The organism is Brevundimonas pondensis (assembly GCF_017487345.1).
In the GTDB taxonomy this organism is placed as follows: Bacteria; Pseudomonadota; Alphaproteobacteria; order Caulobacterales; family Caulobacteraceae; genus Brevundimonas; species Brevundimonas pondensis.
This window is the reverse complement of record NZ_CP062006.1, coordinates 3012286-3031002: the sequence shown is the minus strand read 5'-3', so window position 1 is coordinate 3031002 and position 18717 is coordinate 3012286. Positions and strand designations below refer to the sequence as shown.

General features: G+C 68.1%; 23 protein-coding genes. 17 read left to right on the top strand and 6 right to left on the bottom strand.

Features of this window, described 5'->3' with window-relative positions; genetic code table 11:
* Positions 1-22: 22 nt before the first annotated feature.
* The gene (locus IFE19_RS15135; protein ID WP_207823708.1) at positions 23-286 is read right to left on the bottom strand and encodes a hypothetical protein; all 264 of its coding nucleotides are present in this window, start codon (positions 284-286) and stop codon (positions 23-25) included.
* Between the two features lie 281 nt (positions 287-567).
* Between IFE19_RS15135 and IFE19_RS15130 the strand changes: the two genes are divergently transcribed.
* Both IFE19_RS15130 and IFE19_RS15125 read left to right on the top strand, forming a co-directional pair.
* Positions 568-1590: an NADP-dependent oxidoreductase gene (locus tag IFE19_RS15130; protein WP_207823706.1), complete on the top strand. Its 1023-nt coding sequence runs from the start codon at positions 568-570 to the stop codon at positions 1588-1590.
* Between the two features lie 13 nt (positions 1591-1603).
* A complete protein-coding gene (locus IFE19_RS15125; RefSeq protein WP_207823704.1) occupies positions 1604-2011 on the top strand; it encodes a MaoC family dehydratase in 408 nt (135 codons plus the stop codon).
* A gap of 108 nt (positions 2012-2119) precedes the next feature.
* Here IFE19_RS15125 and IFE19_RS15120 read toward each other — a convergent pair whose 3' ends face one another.
* Positions 2120-2908, bottom strand: coding sequence for a SapC family protein (locus tag IFE19_RS15120; RefSeq protein ID WP_207823702.1), 789 nt, complete (start codon positions 2906-2908; stop codon positions 2120-2122).
* A gap of 154 nt (positions 2909-3062) precedes the next feature.
* On the opposite strand from IFE19_RS15120, the gene IFE19_RS15115 reads away from it, so the two are divergent.
* Genes IFE19_RS15115 through IFE19_RS15100 form a run of 4 tightly spaced genes read left to right on the top strand, consistent with a single transcriptional unit; the run spans position 3063 to position 5449 of the window.
* Positions 3063-3557, top strand: coding sequence for a Fur family transcriptional regulator (locus IFE19_RS15115; protein ID WP_207823700.1), 495 nt, complete (start codon positions 3063-3065; stop codon positions 3555-3557).
* A gap of 3 nt (positions 3558-3560) precedes the next feature.
* Complete coding sequence (locus IFE19_RS15110; protein WP_207823697.1) at positions 3561-4451, top strand: alpha/beta fold hydrolase; 891 nt, start codon at positions 3561-3563, stop codon at positions 4449-4451.
* Positions 4451-4921 (top strand): GNAT family N-acetyltransferase, encoded by a 471-nt coding sequence (locus tag IFE19_RS15105; protein WP_207823695.1) that lies wholly within the window; start codon positions 4451-4453, stop codon positions 4919-4921. Before IFE19_RS15110 ends, IFE19_RS15105 begins: the two co-directional genes overlap by 1 nt.
* 48 nt (positions 4922-4969) lie before the next feature.
* A complete protein-coding gene (locus IFE19_RS15100; protein WP_207823693.1) occupies positions 4970-5449 on the top strand; it encodes a hypothetical protein in 480 nt (159 codons plus the stop codon).
* Here IFE19_RS15100 and IFE19_RS15095 read toward each other — a convergent pair.
* The gene (locus IFE19_RS15095; RefSeq protein WP_207823686.1) at positions 5446-6609 is read right to left on the bottom strand and encodes an aminotransferase class V-fold PLP-dependent enzyme; all 1164 of its coding nucleotides are present in this window, start codon (positions 6607-6609) and stop codon (positions 5446-5448) included. The two genes, IFE19_RS15100 and IFE19_RS15095, sit on opposite strands and share 4 nt — an antisense overlap.
* Positions 6610-6751: 142 nt before the next feature.
* The gene (secA, locus tag IFE19_RS15090) at positions 6752-9604 is read right to left on the bottom strand and encodes a preprotein translocase subunit SecA (protein WP_207823684.1); all 2853 of its coding nucleotides are present in this window, start codon (positions 9602-9604) and stop codon (positions 6752-6754) included.
* Positions 9605-9879: 275 nt separating this feature from the next.
* Between secA and IFE19_RS15085 the strand changes: the two genes are divergently transcribed.
* The 4 genes from IFE19_RS15085 to IFE19_RS15070 are packed head-to-tail and all read left to right on the top strand — an operon-like array spanning position 9880 to position 12826.
* Positions 9880-10824 (top strand): peptidylprolyl isomerase, encoded by a 945-nt coding sequence (locus IFE19_RS15085; protein ID WP_207823682.1) that lies wholly within the window; start codon positions 9880-9882, stop codon positions 10822-10824.
* Entirely contained in the window at positions 10821-12200 is a 1380-nt protein-coding gene (gene argJ / locus IFE19_RS15080; protein WP_207823680.1) for a bifunctional glutamate N-acetyltransferase/amino-acid acetyltransferase ArgJ, read from the top strand. The genes IFE19_RS15085 and argJ overlap by 4 nt, the downstream gene beginning before the upstream one ends.
* Positions 12197-12616 (top strand): (deoxy)nucleoside triphosphate pyrophosphohydrolase, encoded by a 420-nt coding sequence (locus tag IFE19_RS15075; RefSeq protein WP_207823679.1) that lies wholly within the window; start codon positions 12197-12199, stop codon positions 12614-12616. The genes argJ and IFE19_RS15075 overlap by 4 nt, the downstream gene beginning before the upstream one ends.
* A 27-nt stretch (positions 12617-12643) precedes the next feature.
* Complete coding sequence (locus IFE19_RS15070; protein WP_207823677.1) at positions 12644-12826, top strand: Flp family type IVb pilin; 183 nt, start codon at positions 12644-12646, stop codon at positions 12824-12826.
* 5 nt (positions 12827-12831) lie between these two features.
* Here IFE19_RS15070 and IFE19_RS15065 read toward each other — a convergent pair whose 3' ends face one another.
* Positions 12832-13719, bottom strand: a complete 888-nt coding sequence (locus tag IFE19_RS15065; protein ID WP_207823675.1) for a methyltransferase domain-containing protein — start codon at positions 13717-13719, stop codon at positions 12832-12834.
* On the opposite strand from IFE19_RS15065, the gene IFE19_RS15060 reads away from it, so the two are divergent.
* Genes IFE19_RS15060 through IFE19_RS15030 form a run of 7 tightly spaced genes read left to right on the top strand, consistent with a single transcriptional unit; the run spans position 13718 to position 17892 of the window.
* On the top strand, positions 13718-14524 hold the full coding sequence (locus IFE19_RS15060) for a ComF family protein (protein WP_207823673.1): 807 nt from the start codon (positions 13718-13720) through the stop codon (positions 14522-14524). The two genes, IFE19_RS15065 and IFE19_RS15060, sit on opposite strands and share 2 nt — an antisense overlap.
* Before the next feature lie 32 nt (positions 14525-14556).
* Positions 14557-14814 carry a glutaredoxin 3 gene (gene grxC / locus IFE19_RS15055; RefSeq protein ID WP_207823671.1) on the top strand — a complete coding sequence of 86 codons (258 nt, stop codon included), beginning with the start codon at positions 14557-14559 and terminating at the stop codon, positions 14812-14814.
* Positions 14814-15653: a carbon-nitrogen hydrolase family protein gene (locus IFE19_RS15050; RefSeq protein WP_207823670.1), complete on the top strand. Its 840-nt coding sequence runs from the start codon at positions 14814-14816 to the stop codon at positions 15651-15653. Before grxC ends, IFE19_RS15050 begins: the two co-directional genes overlap by 1 nt.
* Positions 15650-16084: a DUF1178 family protein gene (locus IFE19_RS15045; RefSeq protein WP_207823668.1), complete on the top strand. Its 435-nt coding sequence runs from the start codon at positions 15650-15652 to the stop codon at positions 16082-16084. Before IFE19_RS15050 ends, IFE19_RS15045 begins: the two co-directional genes overlap by 4 nt.
* A 6-nt stretch (positions 16085-16090) precedes the next feature.
* Entirely contained in the window at positions 16091-16906 is an 816-nt protein-coding gene (locus IFE19_RS15040) for an AraC family transcriptional regulator (protein WP_207823666.1), read from the top strand.
* A 36-nt stretch (positions 16907-16942) separates the two neighbouring features.
* Positions 16943-17404 carry a DUF6265 family protein gene (locus IFE19_RS15035; RefSeq protein WP_207823664.1) on the top strand — a complete coding sequence of 154 codons (462 nt, stop codon included), beginning with the start codon at positions 16943-16945 and terminating at the stop codon, positions 17402-17404.
* An 11-nt stretch (positions 17405-17415) separates the two neighbouring features.
* Complete coding sequence (locus IFE19_RS15030; RefSeq protein ID WP_207823662.1) at positions 17416-17892, top strand: GNAT family N-acetyltransferase; 477 nt, start codon at positions 17416-17418, stop codon at positions 17890-17892.
* Positions 17893-17895: 3 nt separating this feature from the next.
* On the opposite strand, the gene ubiG is transcribed toward IFE19_RS15030, so the two are convergent.
* Positions 17896-18714 carry a bifunctional 2-polyprenyl-6-hydroxyphenol methylase/3-demethylubiquinol 3-O-methyltransferase UbiG gene (gene ubiG / locus IFE19_RS15025; RefSeq protein ID WP_207823660.1) on the bottom strand — a complete coding sequence of 273 codons (819 nt, stop codon included), beginning with the start codon at positions 18712-18714 and terminating at the stop codon, positions 17896-17898.
* Positions 18715-18717 lie beyond the last annotated feature (3 nt).

The window sequence follows — 18717 nt, the reverse complement described above, 5'->3', positions numbered from 1 at the left end:
TCGCCGTCGGGGTCTTTTCAATTCAGGCCGGCGGCAAGGGCGGCGCTGCGCCGTCATAGGCGGCGGTGTCGGCGGGGCGTCCGCCGGCGTCGGGATTAACCCTCTGGAAGCCGCCATTGCTGAGCAGCCACATACCCAGCAACAGGACGGCCGCCGTCCCCGCCGAGACGATCAGCAGCCACAGGATGCGGACGCCGCCTCGACCCTGCCGGACATACTGGGCCTCGATGGGGGTGTGGTCGGCCACGGCGTCGGCCGAATGGGAATGGGGATCCTGATGAGTCATCGCGGTCTCCTTCATGCTCCAGCAACGCAAGGAGGACGGCGACGTTCCGGCTCGCCGCGTCGACGTCTATGGAACCGTCCTCAATCCGGGCCGTTAGACGCAAGCGGAGGCAAAGACGCCCCCGACTTGACCGGTTCGCCGGTCCGCCTCCGCACCTCATTCTCGATGATGCCACCTCAAGGCGGGCCCGAAACGGTCCGCTTTTTCTTTGGAAGCCTCTCGACAGAGCTGCGGCATCCACGCCTAATGAGTTCTCAAAGAAAACGCATTGGAGATGCGCCATGAGCCTTCGCAATCGTCAGTGGGTTCTTCGCCAGAGGCCCCAGGGACTGATCCAGGACGGTGATCTGGAGCTGATCGAGACCCCGGTTCCGGACCTGAAGGACGCCGAGGTTCTGGTTCGCACCATCTACCTGTCGCTGGACCCCACCAACCGCACCTGGATGAACGACAGTCAGGGCTATCTGCCGCCGGTCGGTCTGGGCGAGGTCATGCGCGGCCTGACCCTGGGCGTGGTCGAGGCGTCCAAGTCCGAACGGTTCAAGGCGGGCGACATCGTCACGCCTCTGTCCGGCGGCTGGGCCGACTACGCCGTGGTGCACGAGCAGGGCCTTCGTCCGGTGCACCGCGCGCCGGGCATGCCGCTGACGGCCAACCTGTCGGTGCTGGGGATGACCGGCCTGACCGCCTATTTCGGCGTCACCGACGTGCTGAAGGCCAAGGCGGGCGAGACCCTGGTGATCTCGGCGGCGGCGGGCGCCGTCGGCTCCATCGCCGGTCAGGTGGCCAAGCAGCGCGGCGCGCATGTCATCGGCATCGCCGGCGGTCCGGACAAGTGCCGCTGGCTGACCGAGGAACTCGGCTTCGACGCCGCCGTCGACTACAAGAACGAGGACGTGGGCGAGGCGCTGGATCGTCTGGCTCCGAACGGGATCGACCTGAATTTCGAGAACGTCGGCGGCGACATCATGATCGCGGTGTGGAACCGGCTGAACGTTCATGCCCGCATGGCCGTCTGCGGCTTGATCTCAAGCTACAACGCCACACGGATGCCGCCGTCGCCGAACTTCAGCCGGATCATCACCCATCGCCTGAACGTCCAGGGCTTCCTGGTGCTGGACTACGCCCACCGCGCCCGGGAAATGGTCGAGGAGATGGGGCCGTGGCTGGCCGACGGCCGGGTCCAGTGGAAGGTTCACGTGGACGACGGTCTGGAAGGGGCCGTGACTTCGTTGAACCGCTTGTTCACCGGCGACCATGACGGCAAGCTGTTGGTCCGGGTGTCGGAAGAACCCGCCGCCTGAGGAGCCTGACGGGATGACCGAACCCCTGCACGTCCATTTCGAGGATCTCGAGATCGGTCAGGTCATCCCCCTGGGCGCCTGCGCCGTGGACGCCGAGGCGCTGAACGTCTTCGCCGAACGCTTCGCGCCAGGATGGGATGTCGCCTACGGGGCGCCGGACGCCCTGGTCTACGCCCTGTGGAGCCGGTTGTCGGTAGAGAAGGCGGGCGGCTGGGCCGGGGCCAAGACCCTGGCGGTCGATGGTCTGCGCTTCATGCGCAACCCTCCTGCCGGTGAATTGCTGCGAGGGCGCCTGACGGTCATGGGCAAGGACCCTGTCGGCGACGAGAAAGGCATCGTCATCGCTCAGCAGGACCTGCTGGATGAGGCCGGTCGGCTGGTCTTCTCCTGCCTGACACGCGCTCTGGTGGCGCGGCGGTAAGGTCGTTCCCATACAGAAAAACGCCCCGCCGGTTCCTGGCGGGGCGTTCTTGTTTTCATCTCCAGCCACATCAGGCGGCGCAGGCGCTGCCGGTCGCTGGAAGCATCATCAGGCGTTACCGGTGGCCTGGTTGGCGCGCTGCAGGGCGACCGCGATCAGGCGATCCCAGGCGAGCAGCGAGATCAGATGAGCGTAGATCTGGCCCAGAGCGCCGTTGTCGCGCAGTTCGGCCAGCTTTTCGATCGGCAGGGCCTTCAGCTTGTCTTCCGAGATGGCGAAGTACTCGGCGAGCTTTTGCGGCTGGCCGGCGCTGCCGTCGGCGTTGCGCGGGGTGAAGTTGGCTTCGCGGACTTCGAACAGGTCCAGTTCCGTCAGCATCTGGACGAAGGCCTCCGTGCGCAGGCGCTCGGTCTCGAAGTTGTTGCAGAACTCCATCGCGTTATTGACGTAGGCGCTGGGTTCGCCGCTCTCGAAGAGCGGCACTTCACCGCCTTCGCCGAGGAAGGAGGCGGCGCGGTCGATGCACAGGATCATGCGCTGCTGGCTGTCGTCGTTGGCGAAGACGAAGGGATAGCGGCGGACGTAGGCCGGCAGGTAGGCGTCGGCGCGGAATTCACCGGTCGCGTCGACGAAAAGGTTTTCGTTCTGACGCAGACCCATGGCCACGACCGGCTGCTTCTGGTCGCCGACGAAGATGATCGGATAGGTCAGGGCGGCCGGCGCGAACTCGGTCACGGTCAGCGGCACGACATTGGTCTGCGCCACAAAGGCGTAGGGCTTGTCAGTCGGCGTGACGCCCAGCTTGCCGTGAACCTCGAAGGAGATCGGCTCCGGCTGCGTGTAGAACAGGACGTTGCCGGACAGGGCGCCGGACGCTTGGATCGTGGTGTCGGTCATGATGTGTCGGATCGGTTCTGAACAGAAAGGTCGGGCCTTCTAGCCCATGGTCGGGCGCGCCGCAAACGCGTTGGTTCGGTGAACATCGAACTGTGGGCGAAGCTGGGCCTCGGCGATGGTTGCGATGCGGGGGCGGACCCCTTAGCTGTGGGGCATGGGCGCCGCTTGCGATCACGATCATTCCGACCATCGACCTGGCCCTGCCGAGGTCGAGCAGGCCCTTGTCTCGGTCGAGGCGCGTTGCGCCGCCGAGGGCGAACGCATGACGCCGCCGCGTCGCCGCGTGCTGGAGCTGCTGCTGGCGGCGGGCGAGCCGGTCAAGGCCTATGACCTGATCGCCCGTTACGGCGTCGACGGCCAGGCCGCCAAGCCGCCGACCGTCTATCGCGCGCTGGAGTTTCTGGAGCGTCGGGGCGTGGTGCATCGCATCGCCTCCATCAGCGCCTATGTCGCCTGTACGGCGGACGCGGATGACAGCCGCGCCCACGCCGCCGCCTTTCTGATCTGCGACTGCTGCGGGGCTACCGAAGAGGTCGCGGTGGCCGGAGGCGACGCCTTTGCGGAAGCGGCGTCCCTGGCAGGCTATGCCATCGAGCGCACCACCATCGAGGGTCATGGCCGTTGCCCCGCCTGCCGCGTGGCGGCCTGACGCATGGACGCCCTGGCCCTTTCGGCGCCGCGGCGCCTGACTATTCCCATCGACAACCGCTGGGGCGGGGGCGAGATGGCGGTGCTGGACTTTGGTGATCCGGCGCGGCCGGTGGATCTGATCTTTGTCCACGCCAATGGATTCAACGCCTATACCTATCGTTCCCTGTTGCAGCCCCTTGCGGGCGCCTTGCGCATCTGGGCTCCCGATCTGAGGGGGCATGGCCGCACCCGGCTTCCGGCGCAGCCGCAGGGACGGCGCAGCTGGAAGGATCACCGGGACGACCTGATCGGGCTTCTGGACGCCGTGGATGGCCCGCCCGTGGCTTTGGCCGGTCACTCCATCGGCGGGACCAGCGGCCTGCTGGCGGCGGCCCAGCGGCCCGAGCGGGTGTCGCGGCTGCTGCTGCTCGATCCGGTGATCTGGCGACGCGAGATGGTCCTGGCCATGAACCTGCCCCTGGTCGGGCGGCTGGCCCAGCGTTTTCCGATCGTCCAGGGCACCTTGAAACGCCGGGCCCGGTTCGACAGCCGAGAGCAGGCGCTCAAGGCCTATCGGGGGCGCGGAGCCTTCAAGGGCTGGTCCGACATGATGCTGGCCGACTATCTGGTCGACGGTTTGACCGAGACTGACCAGGGCTTCGTCCTGACCTGCGACCCCGCCTGGGAGGCCTCCAACTATGCCGCGCAGGCGCATGATCCCTGGCGCGCCCTGCGGCGCTATCCGGGCGGGATCCATGTCCTGAAGGCGGAGAACGGCAGCCTGTGCGCCACGCCGGTTACGAGGCCGTACGCCGCGCCGCTGCGAGTGAACGCCGTCGCCGGGGGCGGTCACCTGTTCCCCATGACCCATCCCGAGGTCGTGCGTGACGCCCTGTTTGATCTGGCGGTCTGATGGCGGGTCTGGTGATCCGGCGCGCGATGGCGGCGGACGCGTCTGATCTTCATGACCTGATGCAGGCCCTGGCCGCCTATGAAGGGCTGACGCCCTATCTGGCCGCCACGCCGGACGGTCTGACGGAGGCCCTGGCGGTCCAGCCGCCCCGCGCCGCCTTTCTGCTGGCCGAGATGGCCGGTCGGCCGGTGGGCTTTGTCTCCTGGACGCGGGTCTACGGCATCTGGCGCGGCGAGGACTATTTCAACCTCGACGACCTGTTCGTTGTCGAGGCGGCGCGCGGCGCGGGGGTCGGCGAGGCCCTGATGCGGGCCTTCGCAACCGAAGCCGCCGTTGAGGGGTTGGGCGCGCGTTGGGAAGTGCGGACGGACAACCACGGGGCGCGGCGCTTCTATGACCGTCTGGGCGCCGATCAGGAGGAAAAGGTGGTGGTGCGTTGGGCGCGGGACGCCATGCGGACCGCCTTCTGATCTGAAGCGGGGTTGCCGTCGCGCCGTTCGGTGCTAGGCCTGAGGGCCATGACGTCGTCCGCCGCCCCGTCCAGTCTGTCGCGCATCCTGATCGGGTCGCTGATCGGCGCCGTGATCGGCCTGATCCTGCTGGCCCTGGGCGTGGCCATTCTGTGGAACGCGGCCGACCAGAGGATGGCGGGGGCTCCGGCGCCCTCGCTCCCGCCTTCATCCGCGCCGACGGCGTCGACGAGCGAGGCCGCTGGCTCGCCCATGCCCTATCCCAAGGTGGCGCCCGGCGCCGCGGGGGTTCCGGCCGCGCCCGAACCCGAAGCGCCGCCACAGGCGGCGACCTCGGTCTGGCGCTCCATCTTTGACGACAAGGAGGAGAGGGCGGTCGCGCCTGCTCCGCAGCCCGCGTCGCCGCCGGCCGTCACGCCACCGCGTCCTGCGGCCCAGCGGGCGCCTGTTCGACCCGTCCCAAGCCGGCCCGCCACGCCCCGTCGCCCGCCCGAGGCGCAGCGTCAGGACGACAGCCTCTTCTTCTAGGTCAGGCGGGCGCAGGCGTGGATGAGCCGCTCCACGTCCTCTTCGGACTGATACAGGCTGAAGCCGAAGCGGATGACGTCGTCACGCACGTCGGTGACCACGTTCATGTGTTGCAGATCGGCCTTCCAGCGCGCGGCCTCGTCCGAACGCAGGGCCAGGAAGCGGGCGCGCGGGGCGTCGCCCTCGACCGGGTTGAGGATTTCGGCCTGCGACAGGGCGCCGGCCTCGCCGTTCTGCACCGCCGCCTGGAACCGGGCTTGCAGCCCCCGCGCATGGGCGGCGATGTCGGCGGTGGTCAGGCCCTGTTCGTCCAGCATACGGCGCACGGCGTTGAGGCGATAAAGGGCGCTGACGTCGAAGGTGGCGCCCCAGAAGCGGCCGCCGTCGGTGCGGTACTGGACCCCGCCGGGCGGGCCTTCCAGATGGCCGAACTCGGCGAACCAGCCGGTGATGACCGGGCGCGGGCAGAAGCCGGGCGGGGAATGCAGGAAACAGGCGCCTTCGCCCGCCATGGCGTATTTGTAGCCGCCCGCCAGATAGAAGACCTTGTCCGCCACCGCCGACAGGTCGGTCGGGGTCGCCATGAAGCCGTGATAGCCGTCGATCACCACCCAGGGCCCTGCCGGATCGGCGAGAGCCGCCAGTTCGGGAATGGCGTCGAATAGCTGTCCGGTGCGGAAGAAGACCTGGCTGACCAGGATCATGTCATGCCCGCCCGCCCGCGCCGCCGCGACGAAGCGCTGGGCGAAGCTGGCGAAGGGTTGCAGCGGCACGCGGGTGACCACGGCCTCGCCAGCTTCCTCCCAGCGCTCGGACTGGCGGCGGAACGAGTGGAACTCGCCGTCGGTGGACAGGATGCGCACCGGCTTCTTCTCGACGCCCGAGACCAGACGGATCAGCAGGTCATGGGTGTTGGAGGTGAAGATCAGGCTGTCGGGCGAGGGCAGGTTCAGCTCCTTCGCCACATGTTTCTGCGCCTCGGGGATGACCTCGCCGAAGACCAGCTCCCACTTGCGGTCGGCGAAGCGGTTGGCCTCGGCCCAGGCCTGGACCTGGGCGTCGAAGCTGGCGTCAGGCCACAGGTGATGGCTGTGAGCGGCGAAATGCAGCCGTTCTGGATCGAGACCCAGGGCGCGCGAGAAGAGGGGCTTGTAGCTCATGGCGCGACCTTACCCGGATCGACGGTCGGCCCAACAGAAAAGAGGCGGGTCTGCATTCGCAAACCCGCCTCTCTCAACTCAGTCTTTCGGCGCTCAAGCCGCGAGCGACCGCGTCGCGAGCATAGCGCCGCGCGGCAGCGCCTTAAATCAAACTACCGTGGCAGTGCTTGAACTTGCGGCCCGAGCCACAGGGGCAGTCGGCGTTGCGGCTGGTGCGCTCCCAGCCGACCGGCAGGGCCTCGACCGGCAGTTTCGAACGATCGTCGCCGGTCAGCATGCCTTCCGGGTTCTGGGCCATCGGATTGGCCATCTCGTTCTCGCCGGTGCCGGGGTTCAGGTGGATTTCCTGGAACTCGGGCATTTCCATCGCGGGCGGCGCTTCAAAGCGGAACTCGACCGTCATCAGCCAGCGGGTGACGTTGTGGCGCAGGTCGTGCAGCAGCGTCTCGAAGAGGTTGAAGGCTTCGGTCTTGTATTCGTTCAGCGGGTCGCGTTGGCCGTAACCGCGCAGGCCGATGACGCCGCGCAGGTGGTCCAGGTGGACCAGGTGCTCGCGCCACTGCATGTCGATCATCTGCAGCATGAACTGCTTTTCCAGACCGCGGGTCTGGTCGGCGCCGATCTGCTCCAGACGCTCGGCGGCGCGGGCGTCGGCGGCGGCGTTGATGCGCTCCTCGATCTCTTCGTTGGAGACGCCTTCTTCGGCGGCCCAGTCCTTGAGCGGCAGTTCCAGGCCCAGGGTCGAGCGGACCTTCTCGTCCAGACCTTCGATGTCCCACTGCTCGGCGTAGGCCTTGGGCGGCATGTAGCGTTCGACCAGGTCGGACACGACGTCGAGGCGGAAGTCGGTGACCAGTTCCGACAGGTCCTGGGAGTCCATGAACTCCTGACGTTGCTCGAACACGGCCTTGCGCTGGTCATTCACGACGTCGTCGTACTTCAGCACGTTCTTGCGCATGTCGTAGTTGCGGGCTTCGACGCGCTTCTGAGCGGTTTCGACGGCGCGGTTCAGCCAGGGGTGGCTGATGGCCTCGCCCTCGGCCACGCCGAAGGACTTCATGATGCCGTCCAGACGGTCGCCCGCAAAGATGCGCAGCAGGTCGTCTTCGCACGACAGGTAGAATTTCGAGGTGCCGGGGTCGCCCTGACGACCGGTGCGGCCGCGCAGCTGGTTGTCGATGCGGCGGCTCTCATGTCGCTCGGTGCCGAGGACGAACAGGCCGCCGGCGGCCAGGGCCGCCTCGCGGTGAACGGCGATCTCGGCCTTGAACTCGGCTTCCTTGGCTTCCAGCGCCTCGGGCGTGACCTCGATGGCCATGTTGCGCTGTTCCTGGGTCCAGCGCTGCAGGCGCATTTCCAGGTTGCCGCCCAGCTGGATGTCGGTGCCGCGACCGGCCATGTTGGTGGCGATGGTCACCGCGCCCGGCAGGCCGGCGTCAGCGACGATATAGGCTTCCTGCTCGTGCTGGCGCGCGTTCAGGACGTTGTGGGGAATGCCGTGGCCGGTGGCCCAGGTGATGTCCCAGGCTTCGTCGCCGACCTTGTTCGCTTCCTTCTCGCGGCCGGCGTATTCGGCCTTGAGGGTGCGGGCGGTCTCGACCTTGTAGTCGTAGTTCTTGAGGACTTCGGACAGCTCTTCGGAGTTCTCGATCGAGACGGTGCCGACCAGGATCGGCTGACCCTTGACGTGGCACTCGGCGATCTGGGCGGCGATGGCGGCGTTCTTTTCCTTGAAGGTGCGATAGACCTCGTCGTCGTAATCCTTGCGCTGGATCGGACGGTTGGTCGGCACTTCCAGGACGTCCATCTTGTAGATGTCGAGGAATTCCTGGGCCTCGGTCGCCGCCGTGCCGGTCATGCCGGAGAGCTTTTCGTAGAGGCGGAAATAGTTCTGGATGGTCACCGAGGCCAGGGTCTGGTTCTCGGGCATGATCTTGACGTCTTCCTTGGCCTCGATGGCCTGGTGAAGACCTTCGGACAGGCGCCGGCCCGTCATCATGCGGCCGGTGTATTCGTCGATCAGGACGATCTCGCCGCCCTTGATGATGTAGTCCTTGTCGCGGGTGTACAGGGTGTTGGCGCGCAGGGCCTGATTGACGTGGTGGACCAGGCTGACGTTGCCCGGGTCGTAGAGGTCGGTGGTGTCCTCGGCGAAGTGCCCGCCGGCTTCCAGCATCTCCTCGATGCGCTCCGAACCCAGCTCGGTCAGCAAGGCCTGGCGTTGCTTCTCGTCGAGGTCATAGGTGGCCTTGTCCTTGATCAGCTCTTTCACGATCGCATCGACGATCTTGTAGAGGTCCGAACGGTCCTCGGTCGGACCCGAGATGATCAGAGGGGTGCGGGCTTCGTCGATCAGGATGGAGTCGACTTCGTCGACGATGGCGAAGTGGTGGGTGCGCTGCACCATCTCGCGCCGGTCATAGACCAGGTTGTCGCGCAGATAGTCGAAGCCGAATTCGTTGTTGGTGCCGTAGGTGATGTCGGCGTTGTAGGCCGTTTGACGCTGGCCCTGCGACAGCCCGTTGACGATGACGCCGACTTCCAGGCCCAGGAAGCGATAGACGCGACCCATGGTCTCGGCGTCGCGGCGGGCCAGGTAGTCGTTGACGGTGACGACGTGGACGCCCTTGCCCGACAGGGCGTTAAGATAGACAGGGGCCACGGCGACCAGGGTCTTGCCTTCGCCGGTCCGCATTTCGGCGATGCCGCCTTCGTGCAGGATCATGCCGCCGGCCAGCTGCACGTCGTACTGACGCTGACCCAGAACGCGCTTGGAGGCCTCACGCGCCACGGCGAAGGCTTCGTTCTGCAGCTTGTCCAGGCTTTCGCCGGCCTCGATGCGATCCCGGAAGGTCTGCGTCATCATGCGCAGTTCGTCGTCCGAGAAGGCCTCGAACCTGGCTTCCAGGGCGTTGATCTTTTGCGCCTGGGCCTGGAAGGCCTTGACCTTGCGGTCGTTGGAGGAGCCGAGGATTTTCTTGGCGAAGCCGAGCATGGGCGATCCGGTAAAGGCGGTCGAGCGGCTGAAGGCTCTGAAACAGGAAGCGCCGTGATCTGAAGGCCCGGATCGACGTCGGTCCCAGCGATCCCCGAAATACGAGGCGTGCGCAGGGGCCGCGCAGACGATCGAAAACCCCTCGACTTGGGCGCAGCCGGGACTTAAGCACCGCCCTAACCCCTGTCAACGCGAGGGGCTTTCAACGGCTTGTCGCGACCGGCCTTCCGGTTCCTGTTTTTCGCTTCTTTCGCGCCTTTTGGCCGGAGCGCCTGATGCGTCTTTCGCGCCCCTCATTTCGAACCCTGCGGCCTGTTCTGGCGTCGGCTCTTCTGGCCCTGACCCTGACGGCCGCCTGCGGGCGCGGCGACGCCGAAACCCCGCCGGAAAAGGATGATCTGGTCGTGGCTCGGGTTCTGGACCGTTCTGTCTGGGCCTCTGACGTTCGTCGCGAGGCGGTGGCGCAAGGGCTGGTCGGCGAAGGCGAGCCGCTGGACGTCAAGTCCGAGCTGTTCCGACGCGTGCTGGACGAGGTGGTCGATCAGAAACTTCTGGCCGCCGAGGCCCGCCGTCGCGGCCTGGACAAGAGCGCCGCCGCTCAACGTCGGCTTGAGGCCGTGCATGAGCGCATCCTCGGCGACCTTCTGGTGGAGTCCGTGGTCAGCGGCGCGGTGTCCGACCAGGCGGTCGAGCGCCTCTATCAGGAACAGCAGCGCCGCGCCCAGACGACCGAGGAGGTCCGCGTCCGTCTGATCCTGTCCCACACCAGGGAACAGGCCGACGCCGTGGTCGGGGTTCTGGGCCAGGGCGCCGCTTTCGAGGCCGTCGCCGCCCAGCGCTCGATCGACGACGCCACCCGCTATTCCGGCGGCGACCTGGGCTATTCGACGCTCGACGTCCTGCCCGACGCCTACGCCGCCGCCCTGCGCGGCCAGGCTCCCGGCGCTGTGGTCGGTCCGGTTCAGGCTGAAAGCGGCTGGGCCGTGCTGCGCATCGAGGATCGCCGTCTGGAGACGCCGCCGACCCTGGACCAGGCCCGCCCCCTGATCGTCCGCTACCTGACCTACGAAGGCGTGCGTCAGCTGCTGGAGCAACTTCGCGGCAAGGCTTCGGTCGAAGTCTTCCTCAATCCCGCAAAACCGGCGAAAAAGCCGGTCGCCCCTCCCGTCGCCGCTGCTCCCGCCGCACCTGCTGTTTCCGCCGGAACTGTCGCCTCATGAACCGTCCGCCTGCTTCCAAGTCCGGTTCGACCGGCCAGATGATCGAATCCGCCATTGAAAAGGCGCTGGACCCGCTGGCTTCGGCCCTGAAGCGCGCCACCCAACCGGCGGCGGCCAAGGCTGCGCCAGGCAAGCCGGGCCTGATGATCTCGCCGCTGGCCGTGCCCTTCCCGACCATACCGCCCATCGGCGGGGTCGAGATCGCCACCGCCCGCGCCGGCTTCTACAAGCACGAGCGCGACGATCTGGTGATCTTCCACTTCCCTGAAGGCGCGTCCTGCGCCGGGGTTTTCACCCGGCACAAGGTGGGCTCGGCGCCGGTCGACTGGTGCAAACGCCATCTGGACGCCGACAAGGGCGGCGAGGGGGTCAAGGCCCTGGTCGTCAACGCCGGTTGCGCCAACGCCTTCACCGGCAAGGCCGGGGCCGACGCGGCCCGCCGCACCGCCTCCGAGGTCGCCAAACGCTTCGACTGTCGCCAGCGCGACGTCATGCTGGCCTCGACCGGGGTCATCGGCGTGGTGCTGGACGAGACCAAGATCACCGCCCGTCTGCCCGACATCAAGGCCGGTCTGAGGGCCGACGCCTGGGCCCAGGCGGGTCTCGGCATCATGACCACGGACACCTTCCCCAAGGGCTCCTACGCCGAGTGCGAGATCGAAGGCGTCAAGGTGAAGATCGCCGGCATCGCCAAGGGCTCGGGCATGATCGCGCCGGACATGGCCACCATGCTGGCCTTCATCGTCACCGACGCGAACATCGCTCCGCCGGTGCTGAAGGCCCTGCTGAACCTGCACGTCCGCACCACCTTCAATAGCGTGACGGTGGACGGCGACACCTCGACCAATGACACGGCCCTGCTGTTCGCCACGGGCGCCTCGGGCGCACCGCGTATCGGTCGGGTCGGCGACCGCCGGCTCAAGGACTTCTCGGCGGCTCTGGACCGGGTCATGCTCGACCTGGCCCACCAGCTGGTCAAGGACGGCGAGGGCGCGACCAAGTTCGTCCGGGTCACCGTGGACGGCGCCGCCAGCCCCGCCTCGGCCCGCAAGCTGGCCAAGTCGATCGCCGACAGCCCCCTGGTCAAGACCGCCATCGCCGGCGAGGACGCGAACTGGGGTCGTATCGTCATGGCCGTGGGCAAGACCGAGGAAGCCGTCGACCGCGACCGTCTGGCCATCCACTTCGGCCCCCATGTCGCCGCTGTCGACGGCGCCCCCTCGCCGACCTACGACGAGGCGAAAATGAGCGCCTATATGAAGAACGCCGAGATCGACATTACGGTGAACGTCGCCTCGGGCCGCGCCTCGGCCACGGTGTGGACCTGCGATCTGACCAAGCGCTACATCGAGATCAACGGGGACTATCGCTCGTGAGTGAGGCTGCTGAGGCCGTCCCCACCGTTCTCGTCGTCGCCGTCGCCCTAGTCGACCCCGACGGCCGGGTGCTGATCGCCAAACGGCCCGAGGGCAAGCAGCTGGCCGGGCTTTGGGAATTCCCCGGCGGCAAGGTCGAGCCGGGCGAGCGGCCGGAAGCGGCCCTGATCCGTGAGCTGAAGGAAGAACTGGGCATCGACGTCAACGAGGCCTGCCTGGCCCCCTTCGTGTTTACCAGTCACGCTTACGATTCCTTTCACCTCTTGATGCCATTGTACCTGTGTCGGCGCTGGTCCGGCGTGGTCACGGCGCGTGAACATGCGGGTCTGGCCTGGGTGAAGCCGAACAAGCTTTCGGACTATCCCATGCCGCCGGCCGACGAACCCCTGGTCGCCTGGTTGCGCGACCTGCTCTGAAGGACAGGCGCCGCGGGAGGGGCCGGGATGCGACGTTTCATCGGCCGTCTCTACCGCGACGACAGCGGCGCCACCGCCATTGAATACGGCCTGATCTGCGGCCTGATCTTCGTCGGCATTGTGGTCGCCGTGACGGCCTTCACCGATGCTTCGGGCGCCATGTATGAGCGGATACGTTCCGCCATGATGGGCGCCGTCGGCGGGAGCTGAGCCGACTAGGTTTCCCCGGTCTGTTCCCTGACGCCGAGCGCATCCGCCAATCGGCTTTTGGCCGAGCCGCGTCGGGCAGGCTTCTGCTGGCTTTCATGCGGCGCCCAGCCGGCCAGGTGCACCATTTCGAAGGTTGCAGGGATGCGGCCGTCCGCCTCGGCGTGACGTTCGGCGTAGAGCTGTGCGGCGCGCGCCAGTACTTCGCGGCTCAGTGGCTTGATCGGGCCGGCCAGGACATTGGTTTCGCCCATGGCGCGCAGGTCGCGCATCAGGGCGAAGGGGTCGCCATAGCGCACCGTCACCCGGTCCACGTCGCTGACCGGCAGGGCGAAACCCGCCCGCTGCAGCAGGCCCGCCCCGTCGAAGCCGTCGGCGAAGGGCGAGACGCGGGCCTGGGCCCCGCCGTTGACCTCCAGTTCGGCCTCGGTCAGCACCCCGCGCAGCTCCTTCAGCGTCGCCGCCCCGAACAGGCTGGCGACAAACAGGCCGTCGGGCCTCAGGGCGCGCCGGATCTGGCTGAGAGCGCCCGGCAGGTCGTTGGCCCAGTGCAGGCCCAGCAGGTTGACGATCAGGTCCGCCGACTGGTCTTCCAGCCCCAGAGGCCCGGCCCCCGGCGCGGCGCGCTCGGAAATCGACCCCACGGCCCGCACCTCGGCCACCCGCTCGCGCGCTGAACTGTCGGCGACGGCGCGGGCGAAGACGCCGGGATGGGGCGACAGGTCGACGGGGGCCTGAAACTCGCGCAGGATCACCTCCAGACTGTTCACCGCATTCTCGGCGGCGCGCAGGTGCAGGAAGTCGGCGTCGGGGAAACGTCGGGCGGCGCGGCTCAGGCGCGCGGCGCGGCGGGCGGCGTCGAAGATGATCGGGGGACCGGAGGAGGGGGCGCTCATGTCGGATCAGGATGGGGGCTGGCGAGGTCGATTAAAAGGCGTGAGCGCGCCTATAGCATCCGGCGCGCGCGATGCGGGGCGCGGTCTGCTGGATATTCTGCTGCCGCCCATGGCCCACGACAGCCGCGAGGCCACGGCCTCGGCCGGTCTGACGCCCGACGCCTGGAGCCGGGTGGTCTTCCTCGAGGCGCCCGTCTGCGACGGCTGCGGCGCGGCGTTTGAATACGACGGCGGCGACTTCGCCTCCGACCGCTGCCTGGCCTGTCAGGTCCAACCCTACGCCTTCGCCCGCGCCCGCGCAGCCTGTGTTTATGACGAGGCCTCGCGCGGCCTGATCCTCAAGTTCAAGCATGGCGACCAGCAGCAGTTCGCCCCCCTGTTCGCCCGCTGGATCGCCCGGTCGGGCGCCGACGTGGTGGCCGAGGCCGACGCCGTGGTCCCCGTGCCCCTGCACCGTTCCCGGCTTCTGGCGCGGCGCTTCAATCAGGCCGCCGAGATCGCCCGCCCTTTGGCTCGCACCGCCGGGCTCGACTACCTGCCTGACGCCCTGATCCGCAGCGCCCCGACCGACAGCCAGGGCGGCAAGTCGGCGCGCGGGCGGCGGCTGAACGTGAAGAAGGCCTTCGCCGTCACCGAGGCCGGGCGTCGTCGGATCAAGGGGCGGCGTCTCCTTTTGATCGACGACGTGCTGACGACCGGGGCCACGGCCGAGGCCTGCGCCCGCGTTCTGATGGAGGCCGGGGCCCGCGCCGTGGACCTGGCGGTGATCGCGAGGGTGCGAACCGCGCGCGAACCGCCTAAGTAGGGGGCTAGCCTGCAGTTCAAGGAGTTCCTGAGTTGGCCGAAGTCGTCATCTATACCAAGCCCGGTTGCCCCTATTGCGTCGCCGCCATGGGCCTGCTGACCCGCAAGGGCGCCGAGTTCACCGAGATCGTCGCCTCGAACGACCCGGAAAAGAAGGCCGAAATGGTCGCGCGTTCGGGCGGCAAGGCCACCTTCCCGCAGATCTTCATCAACGGTCAGCACGTCGGCGGCTCGGACGACATCCACGCCCTGGACCGCAAGGGCGGTCTGGACCCCCTGCTGGCGGCCTGATGGACGACCGGCTCGACATCGCCCTGATTCAAACGCGGACGCCGGCGACGGCGGCTGCGGGGCTGGCCCATGTCGAGCCGCTGATCCGCCAGGCGGCGGCGGGCGGCGCTCAGCTGATCCTGACGCCCGAGGGCACCAACTTCCTCGAGCAGCGCCGGGCCTTCCGCGACGCCGCCCTGTCGTCTGAGGAGGCGGACGCCGCCGTCCTCGGCCTGCGGGCTCTGGCGGCGGAACTGGGCGTCTGGCTGCTGATCGGCTCGGCCATCGTGCGGTCTGACGCGCCCGGCGACGCCCGCGCCGCCAACCGCTCCCTGCTGATCGACCCAAGCGGCGCCGTCACCGCCCGCTATGACAAGCTGCACGTCTTCGATGTCGATCTGGCCAATGGCGAGACCTATCGCGAGAGCGCCTCGGTGCGGCCCGGCGAAGCGGCGCGTCTGGCCAACACCCCTTGGGGCGGTCTGGGTCTGACCATCTGCTACGACGTGCGCTTCCCGCATCTGCACCGCCAGCTGGCCCAGGCCGGGGCGGCCATGATCGCCGTGCCTGCCGCCTTCACCCGCCCGACCGGCGAGGCGCACTGGGAGACCCTGCTGCGGGCGCGAGCCATCGAGACGGGCGCCTTCGTCCTGGCCCCGGCTCAGGGCGGGACGCACGAGGACGGCCGACAGACCTGGGGCCGCTCCCTGATCGTCGGGCCGTGGGGCGAGATCATCGCCCGGGCCGATCACGACGAACCCGGCGTCCTGCACGCCTCGCTGGACCTGAGCGCCGTGGATCGCGCCCGCGCCTCGATCCCGGCCCTGCGCCACGGCCGCGAATTCGACCCGCCGCAATGATCCGCTACGCCCTGTCCTGCGACCACGATCACGGCTTCGAAGCCTGGTTCGCTTCATCCGGCGACTATGACGATCAGGCCGCGCGCGGTCTGGTCGAATGCCCCTTCTGCGCCTCGACGGTCATCCGCAAACAGATCATGGCCCCGGCGGTGTCCGGCACGAAGAAGGCCGCCTCTTCGCCCGATGTGGCGAAGCAGATGCATTCCATGATGATGCAGGCGGCGCGCGAGGTGCGCGATCACGTCGAGCAGAATTTCGACTACGTCGGCGACTCCTTCGCCCGCGAGGCCCGCGACATCCACGAAGGCCGCTCCGAGAAACGCGAAATCTACGGCGAGGCCACCCCCGCCGAGGTGAAGAAGCTGAAGGACGACGGCGTGCCCTGCGCGCCCCTGCCCAGCCTGCCCCCGGACCCGAAGAAGGCGAACTGAGGCCGCATGGGGGAGGGGGAGAGATACGAAGAGTTCGCGCCGCCGCCGTCCCTGCGTCCCTTCATCCGCGTGCTGTGGACCTATGCGGCGCCCAAGCCGACCGGTGGGGTGCAGCGCATCGCCCCCGACGGCTGCCCCGAACTGGTGATCGACCTGGCTGATCCCTATGAGGAAGAGGGCGACGACGGCGTCTTTCGGCCCCAGCCGCCGGTCATCCTTGCGGGCCAAATGACCCGGCCCATGGCCATCCGCCCCGTCGGCCCGGTCGAAATCGTCGCCGCCCGGTTCGAGCCGGACGGGGCGCGCGACTTCCTCGGTCTTCCCCTGATCGACGCGACCGACCGGCGTCTGGATCTGGTCGAGCGCCTGAGCGGCTTCAGCGCTCCGTCGGGCGATCCGGTGGGCCAGGTCGCAGTGCTGGCCGACTGGCTGGAAGGCCAGCGCCGCGCCGGGGACTGGCGTCTGGACGCCGCCGTCCGCGCCGAGGTCTCCGCCGCTGAACGCGAGGATGACGGGCCCTTCCTGTCCTCTGCCGATCGCCGCGCCCTGCAACGCCGTTTTCGCGACCGGGTCGGCGTGGCCCCGCGCACCCTGCGTTCGGTCTTCCGTTTCCGCCGCATCTTCGACCATGCGACGGGCCCGGACGCCGACGCGGCTTCCTGGCTGGAGGCCGGCCTCGCCGCAGGATATTTCGACCAGCCCCAGATGGCCCGCGACTTCCGCCGTTTCCTCGGCTGCACGGCCACGGAATGGGCGCGCGAGCAGATGGAGCTGGCGCGTCAGCTGGCGTCGCAATCCTACAAGCGGGACAGACGGGACTGATCTAGGCTGCTTTCCGAACCGAGGAGGGAGACCTTGATGTCGCTGCTGACCGCCCTGATGGCCGCCGCTCTGATGCAGGCGCCAACGTCGGCGCCCGACCTGTCGTGGATGGCGGGCTATTGGCTGGACTGCTCCGGCGGGCGCGAGGCGTCCGAGACCTGGAGCGACCCGCGGGCGGGCCTTCTGGTCGGCCATACTGTGACCGTGCGCAATGGCCGCAGCGGCTTCGAGTTCGCCCGCATCGCTCCCTTGCAGGACGGCGTCCTGGCCTATGTGGCGCAGCCGGGCGGGGCCGCGCCGACCCCCTTCCGCCTGATCGAAAGCGGGCCGCAGCGGGTGGTTTTCGCCAACCCCGCCAACGACTTTCCGCACCGCATCCTCTATCAACGCGAGGGGGATGTGCTGACCGCCCGCATCGAGGGGGCGGATGACGACGAGACCCGGAGTGCGGAATGGACCTTCAACAAGGCAGAGCTGAACGCCCGCTGCCCCAGCTAGTCTGGCGGCCCATGACGCCCGATGACATCGACGGCGTCGTCGCCGTCGCCCGTCTGTCCTTCCCCGACCATTTCGAAGCGCGCGAGTGCTTCGCCGAGCGTCAGGCCCTGGCGCCCGAGGGCTGCTTCGTTCTGTCCGACGCCGCCGGAACCGTCATGGGCTACCTGATGGCCTATCCGTGGACGCGCAACGCGGCTCCGCCGCTGGACAGCCTGATCGGCGCCATCCCCGCCGACGCCGAGGTCGTCTATCTGCACGACCTGGCCGTTCACCCCGACACGCGCGGCGGCGGCCATACCCGGACCATCGTCGAGCGTCTGGCCGAACAGGCCAGGGCGGCGGGCTGGCCCGAGATCGCCCTGGTCGCGGTCAATGAGGCGACCGCCTTCTGGGAACGTAACGGCTTCGTCGTCCAGAACCCGCCCGGCATGGCCGAGAAGCTGGCCAGCTACGGCGACGACGCCCGCTACATGATCAGGCCGCTTTAGCGATCAGGCGTCCCGCGTCGCCATCATCATATAGTTGATCCCTACGTCGTCGCCCTCGCTCCAGCGGTCGTTCAGCGGGTCATAGGCCAGGCCATAGGGGCCGGTGACGGTCAGGGGCTCGCCATCCAGCATGGCGCGCAGCTCCTCGGGCTTGAGGAACTGGCGCCAGTCGTGGGTTCCAGCAGGCACCCAGCGCAGCACGTATTCGGCCGCGACCTTGCCCAGCAGCAGGCCCTTCAAGGTGCGGTTCAGGGTGGCGACGATCATCAGGCCGCCGGGCTTGATCAGTTTCGAGCAGGCGCGGACGAAGGCCTCGGGATCGGCGACGTGCTCGATCACTTCCATGGTCAGGACCACGTCGAAGGGCCCGGCGCCCGCCTCCACCATCTGCTCGACGGTGGCGGCGCGATAGGCGATGTCCAGGCCCATCTGTTCGGCGTGGGCGCGGGCCGTGCCGATATTTTCGGACGAGGCGTCCAGGGCCGTGACCTCAAAGCCCATGCGCCGCATCGGCTCGGCGATCAGGCCGCCGCCGCAGCCGATGTCGATCAGGCTGAGACCGTTGAAGGGCGCGCGCGTCCGAACGTCGCGCCCGAAATGCGCGGCGGTGCGGTCGCGGACGAATTTCAGTCGCGCCGGATTGAAGCGGTGCAGGGGGGCGAACGGCCCTTTCGGGTCCCACCACTCGGCCGCCTGGGCCGAGAAGCGGGCCACATCGGCGGGGTCGATGCTCGGCCCTTCCGCACGATCGGTTGCAAAGGGTGAAAAACCCTCTTCGCTTTGGGGTTTGCGCGGCTCAAGGCTGTCGTTAGAAGCGGACATGGC